Raw genomic sequence first — 20,717 nt, forward strand, 5'->3', positions numbered from 1 at the left:
GTCCTCCTCAGGCACGCACTCTAGGGTTTTGTCGCATGCCTCCACTGAGAGTCAAACAGCGGCGTTGATTAGCAAAGGCCCAAATTTTTGCGGCAGCAGTAACTTCGCCGCACGGCCGGATGGAACCCGGGGTGAGATCGGGGTGAAACCCGGCCAGAGCTCAGAACGCGACCTCGAACCAGAGGATCCTGGACCCCTCGGGGGCGTCGTCCTGGACGCCCCAGTCGTCGGCGAGCAGATCCACCAGGAACATGCCCCGCCCGCCCTCCGCCTCCGGCTCGTTGCGCACGTGCGGCACCGACGCCCCCGACCCGGCGTCGCAGACCTCGACCAGCACCGCGGTCGATCCCACCGCCACGGTCATCGCGACCTCGCCGCCACCTCCGGAGCCGGAGTGGAGCACCGAGTTCGTCACCACCTCGCTCACCAGCAGGACGACGTCGTCGGACGCGGGATGCCCCTCACCGAGCAGTTCCCTGACCCGGCTCCGCGCCACCGACACCGACTCCGGGACTCCCTTGAGGGTCATCGTCGATCCTGGCGAGACGGCCCGCCGTCCGGTCGTCATGGTTGACCTCGCTCCCCGACACGCGTATTCCCTGCGCGTCGCCCTCTGAGATGGCACACTCACTCACGGTGAACTGTTCTATCAAGGACTGCAATACCTCATGTTGGGATTCCACAGATTTGCTATCAAAGGACGGAGGGAGGTGGATGCGTGGCCTCTCGACACAGCCCCACGGCCCGTCATCGCCGTCTGATGGCTGAGCTGAGCCGTCTGCGAAAGGACAGTGGGCTGACACGGGGAGAGGTGGCCGAGCGGATCGGTTCCACCGACACCACCGTCTGGAGGTACGAGACGGGCCAGTCCCGGCCTCGTCCCTCCGACGTGTCGGCCCTCACCGAGGTGTACGGCGTGACCGGGGAGGCGAGAGACTCCCTGATCCAGATGGCCGTCGAAGCCAGAAGGCGGAGCTGGTGGCACCCCCACCGTCAGGCTTTCAAACCGGGCTTCGACTCCTACATCGGGCTTGAGGCCGAAGCGTCGCTCGTGCGCTCGTACGAGCCGCTGGTCGTCCCCGGCCTGATGCAGACCGAACCGTACGCACGCGCGGTGATCGAGGCGACCTCAGTAGTCCAGACCCCCTCCACGGTCGAGGAGACGGTCTCCGTGCGCATCTCGCGTCAGCGGTTGCTGCACGGGCCCGGTGACCCGATCCACCTCGTCGCCGTGCTCGACGAAGCGGTGATCCGGCGTCGGATCGGCGGTGGCGACATCATGTCGGAGCAGCTGGAACATCTCGTCCGTCTCAGCACGCTGCCCAACGTGGAGATACGGGTCGTCCCGTTCTCCGCGGGGGCGCACGCCGCGATGGACGGCAAATTCTGCCTGCTCAGCTTCCCCGAACCCGAAGCCCCCGACCTGCTCTATCTGGAGCAGGCCGCGAGCGGGGACGTGCCGGACAACCCCGAGCAAGTCCGCCGATACGCCTCCATGTTCGAGAGTCTCTGCGAGATGGCTCTCGGCGAGGATGCCTCGGCAGCCTTCATCGCCCAGATGGCGAGAAGGTTCTCCTCCCCCTAGCAGTAGAAGGAAGAAAAAAGTGCGAGGGTCCACGATGGATCTGTCCGGCGCCGAGTGGCGTAAGAGCGTCCGCAGCACCAACGGAGGTGACTGCGTGGAGGTCGCGGTCGTCCCCGGTGAGCAGGCGGCCGCCCGGCACAAGGCGAACGCCGATCGGCTGTATCTCGTCCGCGACTCCAAGGATCCGGGTGGCCCGGCGCTGGCGTTCACCCGGAGCGAGTGGGACGCCTTCGTCGGCGGCGTGAAGGACGGCGAGTTCGACTGACGGACCTCCGGGGGAACCAGCCTCACGGTTCCCCCGGAACCTCCGACCACAGCCCGCCCGCGGCCCCGGCCCGGCAGGCTGTGGTAGTCGTCCCTCCCCCGCTGCCCGTCACCCCTTACCCGTCGCCGTTTCCCACCGCCGCCCGGTCCTCGTCACTCGGGCCGTCACTCGCCGGAGATTCCAGGACCGGCCGGGAGTTCTCAGTGCGGAGGCCGCTCCCCGGTGCCGTTGTAGCCGAGGATCCGCATCGCGACCTGCGGGTCCATCGCCGCGGCGAGCAGCTGGGCACGTTCTACGGCACTGTCCCGCTGAGCCTCGGCCCTGGCCTTGGCCGCCTGCGTCCCCCTGGTGAGCGCGGCCACGATCGCCGCCCCCACGAGTGCCGCCAGCACGGCGACGAACACCACCGTGAGCGTGCCGGAGTCCGGCGAGCCCGCGCGGCCCATCGCGACCGTCCCACCACCGAGCACGTAGGCGCCCAGCGTCGTGAAGACCGCGAGTGCGGCCAGGCTGGCCACGACCACGAACACCATCCGCGACTTCCCGCCGCGCGAGGCGGGCGTCGGTGGCGGTGACGGTGGCGGTGACGTGGACGGTGCCGGGCGAGGCACCCGGGTGTCGTCGCCCCAGGGCACGAAGTCGGGTCCGGCCGCGGAGGCCGGCGGCACCGGGGACGCCGGAGACACAGCGGTCGACATCGTGGCCGGCAGCGTCGGCACCGGGCTCGACACCGCGTTCGACACCGGGGCGCCGTGGCCGTTACCCGTGAGCATCGCCCCCTGGACGACCACGGCCGCGGGTTCGAGCACGGGCACGGCCTGCGGGACGGGCAGGGCCCGCGCCACGTGGCTGTGCTCGCGGTGCGCCCGCGCCGCCTCCAGGTGATACTCCTCGATCTCGGCGTAGAAGTCGTCCGAGGCGTAGACGGAGCCGTCGATCAACGGCCCCCGCCTGCGTTCCAGGATCGCGACCACGTCGTCGCCGTTGAGCGTCTTGTGCGCCTCCAGCGCGTGCGCCAGGCACAGGACGTCCCGCCGGTGTTCGCGCAGCAGTCGCTCGGTGCGGTCGAGCAGGCTCACCAGGTTGAACTCGATGCGCTCGCCCAGCACGTCGGGGGCGAGCGGCTGGCCGCCACCCGGTGTCTTGGTGAAACCGATGCCTCCGCCACCCGGCTTCGGCATTGACTTGCCACCCAGGATCTCCAGCTCCTGCAGCGCGGGCACCGAGGTCACCCCGCGGCCCATGCCCCAGTGCGCCTCCATCAGCGCGGTGAGGTACGTCGCGGAGAACAGGTCACCGGAGACCCCTGAGGAGTTGTCCTCGCCGAAGAACATCCGCTCCCCCGCCAGGGAGGCGAGCGAGACCATGATGTCGGCCTCGTGCTCGGACTTCCAGCGGGTGAACTGGTCTTCCGGCTTGATGCTCGCCACCATGCCGAGGTAGTCGGCGCCCTTCTCGATCGTGGCGATGTCGATCTCCAGGTGGTAGCGGGTGCGGTACGCCGCCACGGCGTGGCAGGCCTCGTGCACGGCCACCGCGTGCCGCTCGCGCTCGATGTACTCCACGTCCTCGGGCGGGCCGAGTTGTTTGAGCCGCTTGGCGCGGGTCACGTCCGACCAGGTGATGGTCTCCCTGCCGTCGCGGATCGCGGTGATGAGCGACTCGTTCACCAGGTCCTTGATCGTGGCACCGGTGGCGTAGGGGGTGATCGTCGCCAGCTTGTCCAGCTGCGCTTCGGTGAGCTCGTGGTCGACCTTGTCGAAGTAACCCCGGTAGGTGCGCACCCGGCCCGCCTTCGAGGGGTAGCCCACCTTGTAGATGCGGTCGATGCGGCCAGGCCGCAGCAGAGCCTCGTCCAGCGAGTTGGGCATGTTGGTGGCCATCATGACCAGGATCCGGTACTTCGGCGGCGGCTTGGGACGCATGCCGAAGAGCCTTCGCACGTGCCGGTTGACGATGCCTCTCGGCTTCTTCAGGCCCGACAGCTCGGTGAGCAGCGCCTGCAACGTGCCCGCGTCGCCGCCGCCCCCGCCCATGCCGCCCATCATGAAGCGGCTGCGGCCGGTGTCGGGCTCGCTCGGCTCGGCCGCGCCCTTGCGGGTCAGCAGCCACCGGGTGTCCTCGCTGAGGTAGCCGAAGCCGTGGCATCCGGCGGCGTGCGGGGAGAACCCGGGGGCGCCCCTGGGACCCTGCTGCGCCAGCGAGCCGCGTTTGCCGAGGGAGTCGGCCTCGTCGAAGAAGACGATCACGCCGCCGTAGCGCAGCGAGAGCTTGCGGAGCTTCCTGAACAGCGACTTCACCTTCAGGATGCCGATGCCCATGAACATGTTGACGAACGCGCCGGGGTCGACGAACACGTACGGTTTGCCGGTCTCCCCGGCCACGGCCTCGGCCATCAGGGTCTTGCCGGTGCCCGGTGGCCCCCACAGCAGCAGGCCGCTGGGCACGTAGCCGCCGCGCTCCTCGATCGCGTCCGGCCGCTCCAGGAAGACGATGTTCTCCTTGACCCGCTCGACGACGTGGTCCTGGCCCCAGACGTCGGTGAAGCGGGTCTTGATGTCGTCGGGGAAGTACGTCTCCACACCGCCCCGCGACAACAGCCAGAACAGGCCGATGAACTGGAAGGCGATGAAGAAGAACGCGAAGGCGAGCTGCGCCATGTACGGCAGGGCCTGCCAGAGCAGCGCGGGCGCCTGGAACAGGGCGAGCGCCGGAGAGGTGTCCAGCACCTCCCCGAGGATGAGGGCGAGCACCGTGATCCAGAACACCCACTTGATGGCCCGCGCCATCCTGAAGCGGTTCCAGTCGGAGAAGCGGCGATGGGTCCAGCGTTCGAAGCCGCCGAAAACACCGCGCGTCCAGAACCGGTTGTATCCGGCGGAACGCTCGCTGACGAAGAAGTGGAGTTGTCTCAGGAACTCGGCCCCGAGGAGCCAGAAGATCCACGGCGCCGCGATCGCGGTGATGATCATCGCATCCTGGAACGTGATGATGCCCTCGTACGAGGCCATCTCACTCCACACCAGAACGAAATAGATGATCGTGAGAATGAGCAGGAATTTAATCCGGTCCCAGAACGGCATCTTCTTTCGCCTGTCGGGGTGCGGATCTGTCGGGCCGGAGCCGGGAGCCCGGAGTCCTTCGAAGTTGGGGGGCGGTGGAGGTGACTGCATGGACGGGCTTCTCCTCACCCGGTGAGTCGCTTGACCTTGAAGGATTGCGCGATCTTCTCGAATTCCCCGGCGCGCTTCCGGTAACAGGCGGCCGAACAGCGGATCAGCAGGGTGGAGATCTGCTTGCCGTCCTCGGCCAGATAGGAGGTGAGGTCGAAGGTCTCGATCCCGGCCCCCTGGATCGCGTAGTTGAACCGCACGTGCACCCCGCGCAGGCCGTCTCCGGGCCGGAGCACCTCGTCGGCGAGCAGCTCGAAGTCCTGCAACGGGTAACCGGGGATCTTCGCGTACTCCTTGCGCACCGTCTCGGTGACGGGCAGCACGGAGTTGCGCATGGTGTTCAGGGACAACGAGTCCTGCTCCTCGGGGAGGAGCTTGGTGATCCTGGCGAAGACGAACGGCTCGTCTCCGGTGCCGTAGCCGAGAAGGTGGTCTGGAGAGGGCTGGGAGTGGGCGTCGTAGGCGGCCGACCAGATGAGCTGCTTCTGCAGTCGCGCGGTGGCCGATTCGGGATCGGCCCCGATGGTCGCCTTGTCCAGCGCGGCCTGGTCGACCTTCCGCCAGGTCGCCGGAACCTTGAAGTAGGTCTGCCCGTCGTCGTGGCGGACGTAGGTGAACTCAGCACGTGCACATCCCGTGAGCCCGCCGACCATGGCGGAGACGACCGCCACAGTCACCACGGCGAACCCGGCCCTTGATCTTTTCACCAGGGCTATACCTCCGCTTTACGGGTTTAACGAGGTGGTTGTGCCCGTTTTTTGCGCGACTCTCTCCTGTCCCGGCTCACCGAACTTCGAAAATCTTGACCAAATCTTTCCGGGAACCCGGCCTCACTTGTTACACAAAGTCGATGTTGGATTTCCGACATCATTGAACCTCCCCCCTCCGTCGCGGTACAGGGGCCAGAGGTGCCCACTCCACCTTTTCCGCGGACCGGATCCCCGTGAACCACGGGGATCTGGTCCGCTTTGCCGTTTTTTTCCCTACATATATGGTTATCAACCCTTTTAGGGGTATAAGGCTAGATAATCCCCAAAGAGTGATTCTTTCTGCTTTTGCCGAGAGATGGCATTAAACAGCACCAATGCCTCCTTCTTCGGCGATAGACCGGTGAAAACCCCTCAGGGACTGGAACGACGACGAAGCGGCCGACAAGGAGTGATTACCGTGAGGAACGAAGTACGCATAGCCCTCGCCGTGGCCGGCGGCTACCTTCTGGGGCGACGCCAGAAACTGCGACTGGCGATGGCACTGGCCGCCGCCGGGGCGACCGGTCGACTGAGCGGCGGCCAGAGCGACCTTCTGCAGCAGGCGCTGAAGGTGATCAGTTCCTCCCCGGAACTGGCGAAGATCACCGAAAGCGTGCGTGGCGACCTCGTCGACGCGAGCAAGGCCGCCGCCAAGGCCGCGCTGAGCAGGCAGGTCGACTCGCTCAGCAACAGGCTTCATGACCGGGCCGAATCCCTGCGCAACCCCCTGGAGGACCTGGTAGAGGAACTAGAGGAAGGCGAGGAGGGCGAGGAGCCCAAGCGCGGGCGCGGGCGCGTGAAGGGCATCCTGTCCCGCAGGAAGGCACGGCGTCGGGCCGAGGAGGAAGAAGAGTACGAACCGGAGACGGACGAGGAGGAGGAAGAGGAAGAAGAAGAGGAAGAGGAGGCTCCGCCCGTCCGCAGGCGTTCCGCCACTTCCGGGCGCCGCAAGCCTGCGGCCAAGTCCACCGGTAAGGCACCCCGGGACTCCGAGGACGAGGAGGAAGAGGAGGAAGAGGAAGAAGAAGAGGAGGAAGAGGAGCCACGGGCCAGGTCCAAGCGCCGCCCTCCTTCCCGGAGCGGATCCACCTCTTCCCGCACCAAGCCGACGCCCGCCAGGGCACGGGGGTGACCTAGATGGCCGAGACCTCGAAGAAGCGCCCCGACAGTGAGGGCGGCAAGGAAGCACCCACCGGTCGACTCAAAGAGGAGTTCCAGAACCTCGCCGGAGCCATTGGGGAGCGGGCTCTGTCAACGGTGAGCGAGAAGATCCAAGGCACGACGGGCCGGTTGACCGACTACGCAGAAGGCGGCGGGTCCGGCCTGCTCAGCGCGGTGACCGGTTCCAAACACCCCAAGGCGTCCATCGCCGGAGGCATGGTGAAGGGCCTGGGCAAGATGGCGATCAGCGGCCTGACCAAGAAACTGACGGGAGGCGGAGGCAAGGGCGGCCAGAGCGGGAAGCTGAAGATGACCAACATCATCGAGACGATCGACGTCGGCGCCCCCATACGCGTCGTCTACGACCAGTGGACCCAGTTCGGCGACTTCCCGAGCTTCATGAAGAAGGTCGAGGGCGTCGACCAGAAATCCGACGAGAAGCTCGATTGGACGGCGAAGATCTTCCTGTCCCGCCGGATCTGGGAGTCGACGATCCTCGAACAGCTACCGGACAAGCGGATCATCTGGCGGTCGAAAGGGCAGAAGGGGCACGTTGACGGTGCCGTGACCTTCCACGAGATCACTCCCGATCTCACCCGGGTCCTGCTCGTCCTGGAGTACTACCCGCAGGGCCTCTTCGAGCGCACCGGCAACCTGTGGCGCGCCCAGGGCAGGCGCGCGCGCCTGGAACTCAAGCACTTCCGGCGGCACGTCATGAGCCGGGTGCTCCTGCATCCCGACGACCTTGAGGGGTGGCGCGGCGAGATCCGCGACAGCAAGGTCGTCAAGGACCAGGAGACGGCACTTCGCGAGGAGAAGGAAAAGGAGGAGGCCGAGAAGGGCTCCGAGGAGGAGCGCGGCGAGGCCGAGGAGCCGGAAGAGGAGCCCGAGGAAGAGCCGGAAGAGGGCGAGGAGCCGGAAGAGGGCGAGGAGGAGTTCGAAGAAGAGCCCGAGGAGGACGAATTCGAAGAAGGCGAAGAGGAGGAGGAAGAGGAAGAGGAGCCCGAGGAAGAGCCGGAAGAGGAGCGCGCAGCCGACGAGGACGAAGAAGAGGAAGAAGAGGAAGAGCCTCCCAGGCGTCCGCGGCGTCGCAGATCCGCCGCTTCCCAGAGCGAGGAAGAGAAGCCCAAGCGCCCCACCCGCCGCAGGACGGCCAGTCGTACGTGACCGGGCGTGACCGGGAAATTCTCGGGGACAGCGGGGAGGAGACGCCATGAGCATCGTTCAACCTTCGGGAGCCGGTGCGAGCGGTCGCGGATCCTCGTCAGGATTGGCCGACGTCATCGACACGATCCTCGACAAGGGACTCGTGATCGACGCCTACGTCAGGGTCTCCCTGGTCGGGATCGAACTGCTGACGATCGACGCCCGGATCGTGGTGGCCAGCGTCGACACCTATCTGCGCTTCGCCGAGGCCGTCAACCGCCTCGACCTCACCCAGACCGGCAAGCAGAAGGGGCTGCCGGAACTGATGGAGGACATGACGCAGGGCGGTAGCAAGGCGAAGGTCAAGGGCGCGACGCAGGGACTGCTGGACGCGGCAGGGGAGAAGATCAAAGGCCTGACGACCGGCGAGGACGAGGACGAGTTCGAGGAGGCCGACGAGGAACGCGAGCCGGCGCCCCGCCGCAGACGGCGCAGGGAGGAGTGAGATGTCCGGTTCCACTGACAAGCGCGGGGCGGTCCGGTCGGACAACCCTGGGAGCGGTACCCGCGGGACGACACAGCACGACACCGCTCGCGCCGAACGAGCCGCCACGGCCCGCCCCGAAGGACCCCGATCCAAGGAACACGGCGCCCCCGGAAGCGTCACCGGCACCTACGTGTACGGGATCATTCCGTCCGACGTCGAGCTGACCCCGGGCACCCGAGGCGTGGGAGATCCGCCGAACGTGGTCGAGTTGGTACGCCACAGGGAGATCGCCGCCCTGGTGAGCGACGTCTTCACCGACCGCCCCCTCGGCAGGCCGGACGACCTCATGGCCCACGAGCACCTGCTCGACGCCACCGCCACGCAGGTGCCCGTACTCCCCCTGCGTTTCGGAGCGGTGGTGACGGACGTCCGGGCGGTCGTCGACGAACTGCTCGCCCCCTACTACGACGAGTTCCTCGCCACGCTGAACGAACTGGAAGGACGCGCGGAGTACGTCGTGAAGGGACGCTACGTCGAGCGGGCCATCCTGCGGGAGGTACTCGACGAGGACCCGGAGATCGCGCGGTTGCGTGAGGCGATCCACGGACGCCCCGAGGAGGCGACGTGGGACACGAGGATGCGGCTCGGAGAGCTGATCAACATGTCGATCGCGGCCAAGCGTGAGGCCGACACCGACGCGTTGGTCGAAGCCTTCGACCCGCTCTGCGTCTCCGCCCTCGTCCGCGAGCCCACCCACGAGCGGGACGCCGTCCACGTGGCCCTGCTCGCGGACACCGACCGTGGCCGGGAGATCGAGGAGGCCGTGGACGAGTTCGGGACCCGGTGGGCAGGCCGTGTCGAGCTGCGCCTGCTCGGCCCGCTGGCACCGTACGACTTCGTCAAAACGTAGGCGCCGGGATGTGGAAGGAGGTTGATCGATCGTGGAACCACTGGGGCTCATCTTCGGCCTGCCGCTCGCGCCGCTGCGCGGGCTGATCCGGCTCGCGGAGCTGCTTCAGGAACAGGCCGAGCAGGAACTCCGGAGCCCCGCGGCGGTGAGGCGCCGCCTGGAGGAGCTGGAGGAGGCCAGGGCCTCCGGCGAGATCTCCGAGGAGGAGGCGGCCGCGGCCGCGGAGCGGATCCTCGGAGATCTGCTCACCTAGCCGGTAGGACCGCATCGCTGCGGAGACGACGAGGGGAATGATCCCATGCCTGTCAGGCGCGGAACCCGTGAGAAGCGCTCCGCCGACGATTCCTACGAGACCGCCGGCGACGAGACCTTCGACGAGGACTTCGACGAGGACGCGGAGCCCTACGAGGACTTCTCTGAGGAGGACCTGGACGAAGAGGACGAAGAGGAGGAGGACGAGGACGAGCCCGCGAAGAAGCCGCGGCGGCGTTCCTCCGCCCTGTCCGCGGCGACCGCCGGAGCGGCAGGGTTGCGGCACATCGCCGACCTGACCTCGAAGGAAACGGAAGGGGTGACGCTGGTACGACGAGCCGAGGACGGCTGGCTGGTCGAGGTCGAGGTCGTCGAGAGCCGCCACATCCCCTCCTCCGGCGACATGCTGTCGCTCTACCAGATCGAGCTGGATGCCACCGGCGACCTGCTGTCGTATCGCAGGGTGAAGCGCTACCGGCGCGGCCGGGCGGACAGTGCCGAGGGGGGCTGACGTGGCCGACGTGATGCGATCCGGCGGGTCCTTTCCGCGCTCCTCCGGCGGGCGGGAGTCCTCCGCCAACCTCGCCGACATCCTGGAGCGGGTGCTCGACAGGGGTGTGGTGATCGTGGGTGACATCCGGGTGAACCTGCTGGACATCGAGCTTCTCACCATCAAGCTGCGCCTGCTCATCGCCTCGGTCGACACGGCGCGGGAGCTGGGGATCGACTGGTGGGAACACGATCCGTGGCTCAGCTCCCGCGACCGCGACCTGATCGAGGAGAACCGCGTCCTGCGCGACCGGCTGTCCGCCGTCGAGGGCGACGAGGAGATGGAGGGCCCCCGGCGCCGTTCCCTCGACAGAGGGTCCTCCTCCGGTGACGCCCGGGAGCTTCGGTCGACCGGAAGGTTCAGGGAGGAGCGCGATGGCTGAGACGGGCACATATCTCTACGCGATCGCCCAGGATGTGGGGCACCCTCTCCCGGAGGAGGTGGCGGGCGTGACCGGAGCGCCGGTGCGCGCGATCACCCACGAGGGCCTGGCCGCGTACGTGAGCCCGGTGCCCCTGGAGGAGTTCGGTGAGGAGCCGCTGCGGCGTTTCCTGGAGGACCTGGACTGGGTCGGGGGAACGGCCCGCGCCCACGACCGGGTCGTGGAGGCCGTGGCGAAGGAGGCCCCCACGGCCCCGGTCAGGCTGGTGACGGTCTACAGCAGCGAGGACCAGGTCCGCGACCTGCTCCGGCGCAGGCACGACGATCTCGCCGAGGTGCTCGACCACGTCACCGGATGCAGGGAGTGGGGGGTGAAGGCGTACGCGAAACCGAGCGAGGAGGCCCCTCGCGCCGAGGAGGCCCCCGAGGAGACCGACAGCCCGGGAACGGCGTACCTGAAGCGCCGCCGGGCGAGCCTGCGCGGCAGGGAGGACGCCTGGCGGCTGGCGGCGCGGCGGGCCGAGGACATCCACGCCACCCTCGCGGCCGTCTCGGTCGCCTGCCACCGCCATCGGCCGCAGGACCCGCGACTGTCCGGCCGCGAGGAGACGATGCTGCTCAACGGCGCCTACCTCGTCGCCGAGGACCGCCGTGAGGAGTTCGTCGCGGACGTCGACGCGCTGCGGGGCGAGGAGATCGAGATCCAGCTCACCGGCCCCTGGGCGCCGTACTCCTTCACCTCGGTGGACCTCGGCCCGACCCGTGCGGAGACACTCGATGCCCCGTGACCACCAGCCGAGAGGTGCCGAACTCGCCGCCGCCGGACACATCCCCCCCGAACGCGTGGCACTGGTGGACCTGCTCGACCGGCTGCTGGCCGGCGGGGTGGTGGTGAGCGGGGACCTGGTGCTGTCCATCGCCGACATCGACCTCGTCCGCATCTCCCTGCGCGCCCTCATCACCTCCGTGCGAGCCTCCGACCCGATACCGTCCGCCCACCCGCACGGCGCGGTCGCACTCCCGTGGGACTCCGGCGAGGAGGGACCGCTGTGACGAACCGCTCCCCTGGCACTCCTCGGGCGAGCGATGTGAATCCTCTCCCCGGCGCCCCCCGGGCAGAGGACCTCGGCGGCACGGAGGATCCTCGTGTCACCCGGGAGCGGCTCCGCCCTCCCGCGAGGAGACGGTTCAAGGTCACGCGAACCACCCCCGCGGGCAGGGGCGGGAACGCGCGAGGACCGGCGAGGACCGTCCGCTGGAAGGTGAACACCGATCCCGAGGCCGTGGGACGGGACCTGTCCCGCCTCGTGCTCACCCTCGTCGAGCTGATACGGCAGCTGGTGGAGCGTCAGTGTGTGCGCCGGATGGACCAGGGGGACCTCTCGGACGAGCAGGTGGAGGTGCTGGGTGTGACACTGATGCGCCTCGAGGAGGCGATGACCGAGCTGTGCGAGCGCTTCGAGCTCTCACCGTCCGATCTCAACCTCGACCTCGGGCCGCTCGGAACCCTCCTGCCCACCGACTGACGACGACGATGTCCACGGTGACGCCACGATGTCGTCAACGGGGTCTCCCCATCGTCAGGAGGCGTTCACCCGCGTCCGGTGAGCGCGGGCGAACGCCTCCCGGTCGGAGCCGGCCGATGCCGGCCGATGCCGGCCGATCCCGTTGACGACACCGTGGTCGGTCATCGGGAGAGCCAGGGCCCACCGGGAGGCGTTCGCCTACGTCCTCGGTGTCAGGTCAGGTCCTCGCACTTCTTCGCGTCGGGATCGTCGGCCGCCTGCGGCATCCAGCGGACGTTCGCGAACGACGCGGAGAAGGCCCCCTCGGTGTAGACGAGGAACGGGGTGTTGACCACCTCCAGGTCGAGGCCCGCCGCGGCGAAGCAGGCGACGGGGATCTTCACGGTCGACTTCACGCCGACCGGAAGCCCCTGGAAGAGGGAGGTCGCCACCACCTCGGAGAGGCACGGATAGACACAGTGGACGCCGAGCACGGTCCTCGCGGCCGGCGCCTGGTGGACGATCGTGTCGAAGACCAGCGCCCCCTTCGTGTTGAGGTAGCCCCGCAGGTCCGTGCCACCCGCCGGGTTCTGCAGGTAGAGCTGGGCGGGACCGATGCCGGTCCAGGTCGCCTTCAGAGCGTCCTGCTGCACGTTGACGTCGGAGGGCACCACGGTGATCTCGGCGTGCGCCGCCTCGCCGTCGGCGCCGATCTCGGTGCCGCCCCAGTTCTCGGCGGAGCCGATGAAGCTCTTGTACGGCGCGATGTCGGTGCGGTTGAAGATCTCCAGGTCCTCGCTCGCCTCGCCGCCACCGCCCTGCTCACCGCAGCCGAACGGCGGCGCGGTCTCGTCGAGCTTGCCGACCTGCCCGCTCTGGCCGTCACGCAGGCCGTACCCGAGTGGGAAGAGCGGGTCGTATCCGTCGGCTCCCGGGTTGAGCGGCGACTGGCAGGCGCTCTTCGGCCACGAGTACGGCAGCCTGCCGGTGAAGCCGTCGCGGTGCTTGCCCTTGACGAGCACGTCGGCGACGCCGCCGCCCTCGGTTCCCGGCAGCCACGCCGCGACGAAGGCGTCGGAGCGGTTGAGCTCCTTGTTCATCCACAGCGGCCGGCCGCCGACGTAGACGGTGACGACGGGGGTGCCCTTACCGGTGACCTTGTCGAGCACCGCGAGGTCGACCGGGTAGATCTTGGCGGCCTCCAGCGTGCGCCGCGCCAGGTCGCCGATGCCCTCGGCGTACGGGGTCTCGCCGATCACCGCGATGACCGCGTCGTACGCCGAGGGGTCGACGCCGTCGCCGGTCTCGCTGAAGGTGACACGGGACTGGCCGAGCGCCTCGCGCAGCCCGCCGAGGATCGTCGTGCCCCTGGGGAAGTCGGCGTTGACGTTGTTCGTGCCCTGCCAGGTGAGGGTCCATCCGCCGGTCTGGTTCTGCAGGCTGTCGGCGCTCTTGCCGACCACGAGGACCTTGGACTTCGCGGCCAGCGGCAGCACCCTGCCGTTGTTCTTGAGCAGGACCTGCGATTTGCGCACGGCCTCCCTGGCGAGCCTCCTCGTCTCCGCCGCGTCGGCGGACCCGGCGAAGGCGCGCTTGGAGGGCTTGGGACCGTCGAGCACTCCGACGCGCAGTTTCACCCGCAGGATGCGTGTCACCGCGTCGTCGATGCGCGCCATCGGGATCGCGCCGCTCTCGACCTGGGCGATCGTGTTGGTGATGAACGCCTTCCAGTCGTTGGGCACCATCACCACGTCGACACCCGCGTTGATCGCCTGGGGACAGCTCGCGTTGGTGCATCCGGCGACCTGGCCGATGCCGTTCCAGTCGGAGACGACGACGCCGTCGAAGCCCATCTTCTGCTTGAGGATGTCGGTGACGACGCGCTTGCTGCCGTGCAGCTTGCCCTCGTCGATACCGAGGTCGGCGTTCTTCCAGCTGTTGAACGAGACCATCACGCTCTGGGCCCCGGCCGCGAGGGCACCGTAGTAGCCCTGGCCGTGCACGTTGATCATCTCGGCCTCGGACGAGGGGTTCACGCCCTGGTCCACGCCCTTGAGGGTGCCGCCGTCACCGATGAAGTGCTTGGCGGTGGCGATGACGCCGTCCTGGCCGATACCGCGCGGATGCTTGCCCTGCAGGCCCTTGACGGCCTCGTACCCGTACGCCCGGGTGATCCTGGGGTCTTCGGAGAAGCCCTCGTACGTGCGGCCCCACCGGTCGTCGAGGGGGACGGAGACGCTGGGCGCGAACGCCCAGTCCTGGCCGGTGGCGCGCGTCTGCCGGGCGGTCGCCGCCCCGATGTCGCGCACGAGACACGGGTCCTGGGCGGCGCCCAGCCCGATGTTGTGCGGGAAGACGGTGGTGTCGTAGACGTTGTTGTTGCCGTGGACGGCGTCGGTGCCCCAGATGACGGGGATCTTCGCGCGGGTGGCGACGGAGGCGTTCCAGTAGGCGTCGGCGAGGTCGAGCCAGGCCTTCCGCGCGGCGTGCTTGTCGCGGCCCGGCCAGGAGCCGCCGCCGTTGAGCACCGAGCCGATGAAGTATCGCCCGACCTCCTCCGGGGTGATCGCGACGATCTCCGGCTGGGTCATCTGGCCGACCTTCTCGGCGAGCGTCATGCCCGCGAGGATCTTCGCCACTCGCTTCTCGTCGGACCGGTTCTGCTCGATCCTGCTCTTGACCTTGGGCCATTCGGAGAGGGCGGGCAGCTTCTTCTCGATGCGGGCACAGCCGCGTGCGTCCAGGGCGGGCTTGCCGATCACCGGCTGCCGGCCGCCCGTCGCGGTCTCGGCGCCCGCGCTCGGAATCCCGGTGACGCCCGCTGACAGGACGGCGAGACTCGCCAGCACCGCGAGTCCGCTCCGGCGGGCGCCCTGTCGGGCGAAGGGTCTGATCATCGAGGATCCGTTCTCGAGGTACTGCGATGGACCTGCGGATCCCCCGAGTCCGCACTTCGCAGATCCTGACGCTGTGACACAGCCGAGTCAATACTCTCGCGAGAGCGCTCTCTCATACAAAAACCTGCTCTGCGGATGCCTTGCGACCCTAGAACCGCTTCTACCAGGGGAATCTCAACATCCGCACCTTCGGTGTTACATTTAAGTGAGAGCGCTCTCAGGAACCGGGCCCGCTCGCGGCGAGACGTCGCGAGCGGGTCGACGGTCAGGGCTCGGCGCCACCGCGGTCGACGGCGAGGACGCGGGTACCCAAGGGAAACGAGGAAGCCGATCACCTCGGGGTCCCGTTCAGCCACGCGCCCCGGGAAGAAGCTCCTCGGGGATCTCGGGAATCACGTCGGGGACACCGCGCAGGCCGGCGAGCGAGACCACCGCGAGTACGGCGATCATCACCGCGGCGGTGATCGCGGTCACCTGGACCCCGGCGACGAAGGCGAGCCTCGCGGCCTCGGCGACGGTCTCCCCCAGCCGCCCGGGAAGTGCCGCGGCCGCCTCCAGAGCGGTGGGCAGCGACTCCACGACGGGGGCGGCCACCTCGCCGGGCAGCCCTTCGGGGAGCCGGAGTTCCCCTCGGTAGACACCGGTCAGGACGCTGCCCGGCACGGCGATACCCAGCGCGCCGCCCAGCTCGAAGGACGTCTCGGAGATCGCCGCCGCGGCACCGGCCCGTTCCCTGGGCACGCTCGCGAGCACGGTGTCGTTGGTGACCGCGAACGTCAGCCCGATGCCCACCCCGCAGACGATCATGGGGCCGAGGAAGTACAGGTAGGAGGTGTCCGGCGTGATCCGGCCGTAGCAGGCGAAGGCCACGGCGGCCATCGCCAGGCCGAGCGCCACCGTCCTCGCCCGGCCCCGCCGGGCGATCAGACCCGCGGCCAGGACCCCGCCGACCGCCGCCGACAGACCTCCGGGCAGTCCCGCGAGACCGGCCTGAAGGGGTGACCAGCCCAGGACGAGCTGGAAGTACCAGGCGAAGATCAACGACAGCGCGGACATGCCGAAGATGGCGATGAGGTTCGCGCCGACCGAGGCGGAGAAGGCCCTGCGCCGAAAGAGGCGGACGTCGATCAGCGGCTCGACCAGCCGGGTCTGCCGCCGCGCGAACAGCGCCAGGGCGACGATCCCCACCGCACCCCCGCCAGGACACCGGCGTCGGTGACGCCGTACGCGGCCGCCTCCTTTACAGCGTAGATCAAACCGATCACGCCGACGATGGACAGCGGAACGCTCACGAGGTCCACCAGGCCCGCGGCGGGGTTGCGCGACTCGGGGAGCACGAGGAAACCGGCGACCACGATGAGCAGCATCACCGGCAGGTTGATCAGGAAGACCGATCCCCACCAGAAGTGGTCGAGCAGCAGGCCGCCGACGACCGGTCCCAGGGCGAACCCCGCCGCGCCCATCCCGCTTCACAGGCCGACCGCCGTGGTCCTCTCCTTCGGGTCGGTGAAGACGTTGCGGATGATCGACAGGGTGGAGGGCATGATCGTGGCGCCCGCCACGCCGAGCAGGACCCGGGCGGCGATGAGCAACTCGGGGGTGGGAGCGTACGCGGTCACCGCCGAGGCCGCTCCGAACTCCTCGCCGAGGACCCGTCTCGCCCCCTCGTACACCTCCAGGGCCTCGGCCTGCCTGCCCGAGCCGTACAGGGCGCGCATCAGCTGCCCGTACAGCCGTTCCCTGAAGGGGTGGGCGGCGGTGAGCCCCTGCAACTCGGCGACCACGCGGCCACCGTCGAGCCGAATCCGGGTGGGGCCGAGGATGTCGAACCGCATATTCCGATTATCGCGGCATCCCACCCGCCGCCGATCGGAGTCCACGCGTGCAACGCGGGATGATCCCTGGTACGAAATACATCTACATACCTGGACTTTAGGGAAAAAAGATCTTTCCCTGAGGCCGGAAGCGGCGGGGGCGGACGGGGTAAGGACTCCACTGGCCGTTCCCGGCGGGGAACGGCTGCCGGGGGGCTTCCACACGGAGGTATTCGATGAGACATGTCTACGGCTGGGAACACGGTGAGAACGAACCCGGCGACCTCTTCGGGGTGACCATCGAGAACCTCTTCGCCGAGGTGTGGTCCCGGCAGGGAATCTCGAACCGCGACCGGCGCATGCTGCTGATCGGCCTGCTCGTCGGCCAGGGCATGAACGAGGACGTCGACCTCCAGTTGGACGCGGCGCTGCGAACCGGCGACCTCACCCCCGACGAGCTCCGCGAGATCGTCGTCTTCCTCACCCACTACGCGGGATGGCCCCGGGGCGGCAGGCTCAACAACCAGGTCGAGGAGCTGATCGCCCGCGTCATGAGGTCCTGACGGGCATGCCCGCGACTTGGTCGCCGCCCCGCCGTGATCACCCGCGTCACGAGGTCCTGCCCCTCCGGAGCGCCCGCCCTCACCAGGGCCCGCCGCTCCCCCGCGCCGTCGGATCGCGGTCGCCCGCGCGGAGCGTCGCCGGCGCGGGCCGCCGGTCGCCCGCGGCGCGAGACCGCGGTCTCCCGGGATCACAGCCTCTCGACGTTCGGTCCCCGGCAGCGGTTGCGGGTGTCGAAGACGAGGGCGCTCGCCTTCTGGACGAGCTCGTAGTCGAAGCAGTCGTGGTCGGTGAGGACCACCACCGCGTCCGCCGCCGCCAGCTCCCGCTCCGAGAACGCGACGACCTCGATGCCCTGCGGCAACAGGAAGCAGTCCACGTGCGGGTCGGCGGACCGCACGTCCGCGCCCAGCTTGCGAAGGCCCCTGACCACGTCGATCGCGGGTGACTCGCGGCAGTCCCCGGCGTTCTTCTTGTACGCGAGGCCGAGCGCGAGCACCCGGCTGCCGTTGACCGGCTTGCGCAACCGGTTCAGCGCGAGTCCGACCCGGTGCACGACGTGCTCAGGCATGTGGTCGTTGATGTCGTTGGCAAGCTCCACGAACTGGAAGTTGTGCCCCAGGCTGCGCTTGACCTTCCACGACAGGTACGACGGGTCGATCGGCAGGCAGTGCCCGCCGACGCCGGGACCGGGGGTGAAGCGCATGTAGCCGAACGGCTTGGTGGAGGCTGCGTCGATGGCCTCCCAGACGTCGATGCCGAGTTGCTGGGCGAAGATCGAGAGCTCGTTCACGAGGGCGATGTTGACGTGCCTGAAGGTGTTCTCCAGGAGCTTGCACAACTCGGCCACCTGCAGCGAGGAGACAGGAACGACCTTCTGCACGATCCGCTCGTAGAACGCCTGGATTCTTTCCAGGGAGACCGCGTCGATCCCGGAAACGACCTTCGGTGTGTTCTCCAGGCGCCACCGGGCATTGCCCGGATCGATCCGCTCCGGGCTGTAGCCGAGGAAGAAGTCCTCGGGCGCCTGCAGCCCGGAGCCCTCCTCCAGCAGGGGCCGGAGGTACTCCTCGGTGGTCCCGGGGTAGGTGGTGGACTCCAGGATCACCGTCGCGCCCCGCCGTAGCAGCGGGGCGAGGGACTGGCCCGCCGAGCCGATGTGGCGGAGATCGGGAACGCCCTCGCGGAGTGGCGTGGGCACGGTTATCACGCAGACGTCGAACGCCTCCGCGTCGGCGTAGTCGGCGCTGACCTGGTAACGGTCAGACCTCAAGGCGGCGGCCAGCAGGTCGTCGCCGACGTCCTCGACATAGGACTCGGAGGCGTTGAGCCGCTTGACCCGCCACTCGTCCAGGTCGATTCCCACGACGTCGAACCCCGCGTCGACCGCACGCATCGCCAAAGGCAGGCCAACGTAACCCTGGCCGACAACAACCAGCTTCTCTCCCATGTCAGGACCCCCGTCACTTCGAGTGATATATGACCTGACTGTAGGAGCCGAGTGTCTCACGACATTGATTTAGCGGCCCTCTGGGCGTGTCGCCTCCACATTTCTCAGGTCCGCCGCATGTCGATTCAGGATAGCGAGAACGACAGCAGTAAGGTCGATTACTCAGGTGCGTATTGACTTCAAATTACCGGACAAAGGGTTCAATCTTATGATAAATAGTGATCGCCCTCGCGCTCTCCGTCGGAATGGCCTCAGCATCTACTTGGACGCGACTCTCGCAGCCGTCCTCGCATTGGGCGCACCCCTCGTGATGCCACCCAGCGCGAACGCAGACATACAGCCGGTGACCCTCGGGCAAGCCCTGGACTGCGCGGTCCTGGCCGGAAACGCGGTCACAAGCACGGATCTCACCACGATCATCGGTACGGTCGCCTTGAGTCCGGGCATCACGGTGACCGGCTTCCCACCGGGGATAGTGCGCGGGGAGGTGCACAAGAACGATGCAGAGGCGCAGCAGAAAAAGGCCGACGCGGTCGCCGCCTACAATGACGCGGCCGGGCGGACACCCACCGCCACCATCCCGCCGAACCTTGGAGAAGGGGCGACCATCACGCCGGGTGTCTACGACACTCCCGGAGGCGTCTTCGAGCTAGCCGGGACGCTCACACTCGACGCTCAGGGCGATCCGGACGCAACCTTCATCTTCCAAGCCGATTCCGCTCTCAACACGGCAAAGACCAGCAACATCGACCTCACGAACGGCGCCCAGGAGGACAACATCATCTGGCAGGTCGGCGATTCGGCGATCCTGGGGGAATACTCCACCTTTCGGGGGACCGTCCTGGCCCTGAACGATGTCAAGGTGATGACGGGCGCGGCGATGTACGGCCGTGCCATAGCACTGAACAACGTGGTCACCTTGAACGGCACGACCATCCTGCCGGCCACCCAGATCATGCTGCCGAACGCCCCAGAGACCGATACGTCCCTCACCTCGTCGTTGAACCCGTCTCGCTTGGGGGATCCGGTCACCTTCGTCGCCAGGGTCAGCGGAGACTTCCATGGGGTCAGCCCCACCAATACAGTGCTCTTCAAGGACGACTCCGTCGTCATCGGCTCGGCCATGCTCGACAACCTCGGCGTCGCGACGTTCACGACCGCGGAACTCACCAGGGGCGTGCACCCCATCACGGCCGTCTACGTGGCCGGTGGCACCTCCGTCGGCGAGGCCTGGGTCGACTTCGCCCCGAGCGAATCACCCGTGGTGAATCAGCAGGTGCTCGACCGCGGGACGGCATAGATCAGCGCCTTTTCCCGACTCCGGCGTTCTCGGATCGTGAGATCGAGGATGCCGAACGGGACAGCGCCCGCCGACTCCGACGGCACCACCCACCGCCTTGCCGTACCCCCGGAGCCGCCGGCACCCGTTCTGGTGCCGCCGGCCGACGGACACGGCGGAGTCGACGACGCGGCTCCGCAGGAACAGGTGCCGCCGACAATCACTTGTTCGTGGGACCTCATGACGTCTTGCAGGCAACTCGTGACCCGCACCGCCGTATACGGTGTCTCATCAGCCGGGCACTCCGGAACCGCGGCCTGCGCCTGTTCCTGGACCTCGCCTCCCGAGGTAACCAAATATCGGCACAACGGTGCACGTTCACTAAATGAGTTCAGATCACGAAAGATACCGACCAAACGGACGCCTTTTATCTCGGCGTGTTGTTTGTTTGCCTCAATCGTAACTCCGATCAAGCATCACCACTTCATGAATGGGCATCTCTCGTTTGCGCCACCACGCAATGTGGTGACTCGAAAATCCGACTTCCGCCGC

General features: G+C 67.9%; 22 protein-coding genes. 14 read left to right on the forward strand and 8 right to left on the reverse strand.

Annotated features, from left to right (window positions below; genetic code table 11):
• Positions 1 to 160: 160 nt before the first annotated feature.
• A complete protein-coding gene (locus ACFY3D_RS09055; RefSeq protein WP_362900516.1) occupies positions 161 to 529 on the reverse strand; it encodes an ATP-binding protein in 369 nt (122 codons plus the stop codon).
• A gap of 231 nt (positions 530 to 760) precedes the next feature.
• Between ACFY3D_RS09055 and ACFY3D_RS09060 the strand changes: the two genes are divergently transcribed.
• Positions 761 to 1,585, forward strand: a complete 825-nt coding sequence (locus ACFY3D_RS09060) for a helix-turn-helix domain-containing protein (protein WP_389976770.1) — start codon at positions 761 to 763, stop codon at positions 1,583 to 1,585.
• Between the two features lie 19 nt (positions 1,586 to 1,604).
• Entirely contained in the window at positions 1,605 to 1,850 is a 246-nt protein-coding gene (locus ACFY3D_RS09065; protein WP_386208349.1) for a DUF397 domain-containing protein, read from the forward strand.
• 200 nt (positions 1,851 to 2,050) lie between these two features.
• Here ACFY3D_RS09065 and ACFY3D_RS09070 read toward each other — a convergent pair whose 3' ends face one another.
• Positions 2,051 to 5,023 (reverse strand): AAA family ATPase, encoded by a 2,973-nt coding sequence (locus tag ACFY3D_RS09070; RefSeq protein WP_389976775.1) that lies wholly within the window; start codon positions 5,021 to 5,023, stop codon positions 2,051 to 2,053.
• Between the two features lie 14 nt (positions 5,024 to 5,037).
• A complete protein-coding gene (locus tag ACFY3D_RS09075; RefSeq protein ID WP_389976778.1) occupies positions 5,038 to 5,730 on the reverse strand; it encodes a hypothetical protein in 693 nt (230 codons plus the stop codon).
• Positions 5,731 to 6,190: 460 nt separating this feature from the next.
• Between ACFY3D_RS09075 and ACFY3D_RS09080 the strand changes: the two genes are divergently transcribed.
• The 10 genes from ACFY3D_RS09080 (at position 6,191) to ACFY3D_RS09125 (ending at position 12,185) form a co-directional block, all read left to right on the forward strand.
• Positions 6,191 to 6,904, forward strand: coding sequence for a hypothetical protein (locus tag ACFY3D_RS09080; protein ID WP_389976781.1), 714 nt, complete (start codon positions 6,191 to 6,193; stop codon positions 6,902 to 6,904).
• Between the two features lie 5 nt (positions 6,905 to 6,909).
• Positions 6,910 to 8,100, forward strand: a complete 1,191-nt coding sequence (locus ACFY3D_RS09085) for an SRPBCC family protein (RefSeq protein WP_389976784.1) — start codon at positions 6,910 to 6,912, stop codon at positions 8,098 to 8,100.
• A 46-nt stretch (positions 8,101 to 8,146) separates the two neighbouring features.
• On the forward strand, positions 8,147 to 8,584 hold the full coding sequence (gene gvpJ / locus ACFY3D_RS09090) for a gas vesicle protein GvpJ (protein WP_389976786.1): 438 nt from the start codon (positions 8,147 to 8,149) through the stop codon (positions 8,582 to 8,584).
• Position 8,585: 1 nt separating this feature from the next.
• Complete coding sequence (locus ACFY3D_RS09095) at positions 8,586 to 9,476, forward strand: GvpL/GvpF family gas vesicle protein (RefSeq protein WP_389976789.1); 891 nt, start codon at positions 8,586 to 8,588, stop codon at positions 9,474 to 9,476.
• A gap of 31 nt (positions 9,477 to 9,507) precedes the next feature.
• Positions 9,508 to 9,729, forward strand: a complete 222-nt coding sequence (locus ACFY3D_RS09100) for a gas vesicle protein GvpG (protein ID WP_389976791.1) — start codon at positions 9,508 to 9,510, stop codon at positions 9,727 to 9,729.
• Positions 9,730 to 9,774: 45 nt separating this feature from the next.
• Complete coding sequence (gene gvpO / locus ACFY3D_RS09105) at positions 9,775 to 10,239, forward strand: gas vesicle protein GvpO (RefSeq protein WP_389976794.1); 465 nt, start codon at positions 9,775 to 9,777, stop codon at positions 10,237 to 10,239.
• Positions 10,240 to 10,252: 13 nt separating this feature from the next.
• Positions 10,253 to 10,660: a gas vesicle protein gene (locus ACFY3D_RS09110; protein ID WP_389977532.1), complete on the forward strand. Its 408-nt coding sequence runs from the start codon at positions 10,253 to 10,255 to the stop codon at positions 10,658 to 10,660.
• Positions 10,653 to 11,447 (forward strand): GvpL/GvpF family gas vesicle protein, encoded by a 795-nt coding sequence (locus ACFY3D_RS09115; RefSeq protein WP_389976797.1) that lies wholly within the window; start codon positions 10,653 to 10,655, stop codon positions 11,445 to 11,447. The genes ACFY3D_RS09110 and ACFY3D_RS09115 overlap by 8 nt, the downstream gene beginning before the upstream one ends.
• Positions 11,437 to 11,712, forward strand: coding sequence for a gas vesicle protein (locus ACFY3D_RS09120; protein ID WP_350944213.1), 276 nt, complete (start codon positions 11,437 to 11,439; stop codon positions 11,710 to 11,712). Before ACFY3D_RS09115 ends, ACFY3D_RS09120 begins: the two co-directional genes overlap by 11 nt.
• 209 nt (positions 11,713 to 11,921) lie before the next feature.
• Positions 11,922 to 12,185, forward strand: a complete 264-nt coding sequence (locus tag ACFY3D_RS09125) for a gas vesicle protein K (protein WP_389976801.1) — start codon at positions 11,922 to 11,924, stop codon at positions 12,183 to 12,185.
• Between the two features lie 212 nt (positions 12,186 to 12,397).
• Here ACFY3D_RS09125 and ACFY3D_RS09130 read toward each other — a convergent pair whose 3' ends face one another.
• From ACFY3D_RS09130 to ACFY3D_RS09145, 4 genes are all read right to left on the reverse strand, one after another.
• The gene (locus ACFY3D_RS09130; protein ID WP_389976804.1) at positions 12,398 to 15,061 is read right to left on the reverse strand and encodes a glycoside hydrolase family 3 N-terminal domain-containing protein; all 2,664 of its coding nucleotides are present in this window, start codon (positions 15,059 to 15,061) and stop codon (positions 12,398 to 12,400) included.
• Positions 15,062 to 15,409: 348 nt separating this feature from the next.
• The gene (locus ACFY3D_RS09135) at positions 15,410 to 16,249 is read right to left on the reverse strand and encodes an MFS transporter (RefSeq protein ID WP_389976807.1); all 840 of its coding nucleotides are present in this window, start codon (positions 16,247 to 16,249) and stop codon (positions 15,410 to 15,412) included.
• On the reverse strand, positions 16,189 to 16,524 hold the full coding sequence (locus ACFY3D_RS09140) for a hypothetical protein (protein WP_389976809.1): 336 nt from the start codon (positions 16,522 to 16,524) through the stop codon (positions 16,189 to 16,191). Before ACFY3D_RS09140 ends, ACFY3D_RS09135 begins: the two co-directional genes overlap by 61 nt.
• Positions 16,525 to 16,530: 6 nt before the next feature.
• Positions 16,531 to 16,896: a BTAD domain-containing putative transcriptional regulator gene (locus ACFY3D_RS09145; protein WP_389976812.1), complete on the reverse strand. Its 366-nt coding sequence runs from the start codon at positions 16,894 to 16,896 to the stop codon at positions 16,531 to 16,533.
• A 215-nt stretch (positions 16,897 to 17,111) separates the two neighbouring features.
• Here ACFY3D_RS09145 and ACFY3D_RS09150 point away from each other — a divergent pair, with 215 nt between their 5' ends.
• Complete coding sequence (locus ACFY3D_RS09150) at positions 17,112 to 17,438, forward strand: carboxymuconolactone decarboxylase family protein (protein WP_350944221.1); 327 nt, start codon at positions 17,112 to 17,114, stop codon at positions 17,436 to 17,438.
• A gap of 188 nt (positions 17,439 to 17,626) precedes the next feature.
• On the opposite strand, the gene ACFY3D_RS09155 is transcribed toward ACFY3D_RS09150, so the two are convergent.
• Entirely contained in the window at positions 17,627 to 18,886 is a 1,260-nt protein-coding gene (locus ACFY3D_RS09155; RefSeq protein WP_389976815.1) for a nucleotide sugar dehydrogenase, read from the reverse strand.
• A gap of 262 nt (positions 18,887 to 19,148) precedes the next feature.
• On the opposite strand from ACFY3D_RS09155, the gene ACFY3D_RS09160 reads away from it, so the two are divergent.
• On the forward strand, positions 19,149 to 20,186 hold the full coding sequence (locus tag ACFY3D_RS09160; protein WP_389976819.1) for an ice-binding family protein: 1,038 nt from the start codon (positions 19,149 to 19,151) through the stop codon (positions 20,184 to 20,186).
• Positions 20,187 to 20,717: the final 531 nt, after the last annotated feature.

Origin of the sequence: Streptosporangium sp. NPDC000509, assembly GCF_042898365.1 — a bacterium.
Taxonomy (GTDB): domain Bacteria; phylum Actinomycetota; class Actinomycetes; order Streptosporangiales; family Streptosporangiaceae; genus Streptosporangium.

What these genes read in the sequence shown, in the direction of transcription:
- ACFY3D_RS09055 (WP_362900516.1), bottom strand. Translation starts at nt 529, where the DNA reads ATGACCCTCAAGGGAGTCCCGGAGTCGGTGTCGGTGGCGCGGAGCCGG.
- ACFY3D_RS09060 (WP_389976770.1), top strand. Translation starts at nt 761, where the DNA reads ATGGCTGAGCTGAGCCGTCTGCGAAAGGACAGTGGGCTGACACGGGGA.
- ACFY3D_RS09070 (WP_389976775.1), bottom strand. Translation starts at nt 5,023, where the DNA reads ATGCAGTCACCTCCACCGCCCCCCAACTTCGAAGGACTCCGGGCTCCC.
- ACFY3D_RS09085 (WP_389976784.1), top strand. Translation starts at nt 6,910, where the DNA reads ATGGCCGAGACCTCGAAGAAGCGCCCCGACAGTGAGGGCGGCAAGGAA.
- gvpJ (WP_389976786.1), top strand. Translation starts at nt 8,147, where the DNA reads ATGAGCATCGTTCAACCTTCGGGAGCCGGTGCGAGCGGTCGCGGATCC.
- ACFY3D_RS09095 (WP_389976789.1), top strand. Translation starts at nt 8,586, where the DNA reads ATGTCCGGTTCCACTGACAAGCGCGGGGCGGTCCGGTCGGACAACCCT.
- gvpO (WP_389976794.1), top strand. Translation starts at nt 9,775, where the DNA reads ATGCCTGTCAGGCGCGGAACCCGTGAGAAGCGCTCCGCCGACGATTCC.
- ACFY3D_RS09110 (WP_389977532.1), top strand. Translation starts at nt 10,253, where the DNA reads ATGCGATCCGGCGGGTCCTTTCCGCGCTCCTCCGGCGGGCGGGAGTCC.
- ACFY3D_RS09115 (WP_389976797.1), top strand. Translation starts at nt 10,653, where the DNA reads ATGGCTGAGACGGGCACATATCTCTACGCGATCGCCCAGGATGTGGGG.
- ACFY3D_RS09120 (WP_350944213.1), top strand. Translation starts at nt 11,437, where the DNA reads ATGCCCCGTGACCACCAGCCGAGAGGTGCCGAACTCGCCGCCGCCGGA.
- ACFY3D_RS09130 (WP_389976804.1), bottom strand. Translation starts at nt 15,061, where the DNA reads ATGATCAGACCCTTCGCCCGACAGGGCGCCCGCCGGAGCGGACTCGCG.
- ACFY3D_RS09140 (WP_389976809.1), bottom strand. Translation starts at nt 16,524, where the DNA reads ATGGGCGCGGCGGGGTTCGCCCTGGGACCGGTCGTCGGCGGCCTGCTG.
- ACFY3D_RS09145 (WP_389976812.1), bottom strand. Translation starts at nt 16,896, where the DNA reads ATGCGGTTCGACATCCTCGGCCCCACCCGGATTCGGCTCGACGGTGGC.
- ACFY3D_RS09150 (WP_350944221.1), top strand. Translation starts at nt 17,112, where the DNA reads ATGAGACATGTCTACGGCTGGGAACACGGTGAGAACGAACCCGGCGAC.
- ACFY3D_RS09155 (WP_389976815.1), bottom strand. Translation starts at nt 18,886, where the DNA reads ATGGGAGAGAAGCTGGTTGTTGTCGGCCAGGGTTACGTTGGCCTGCCT.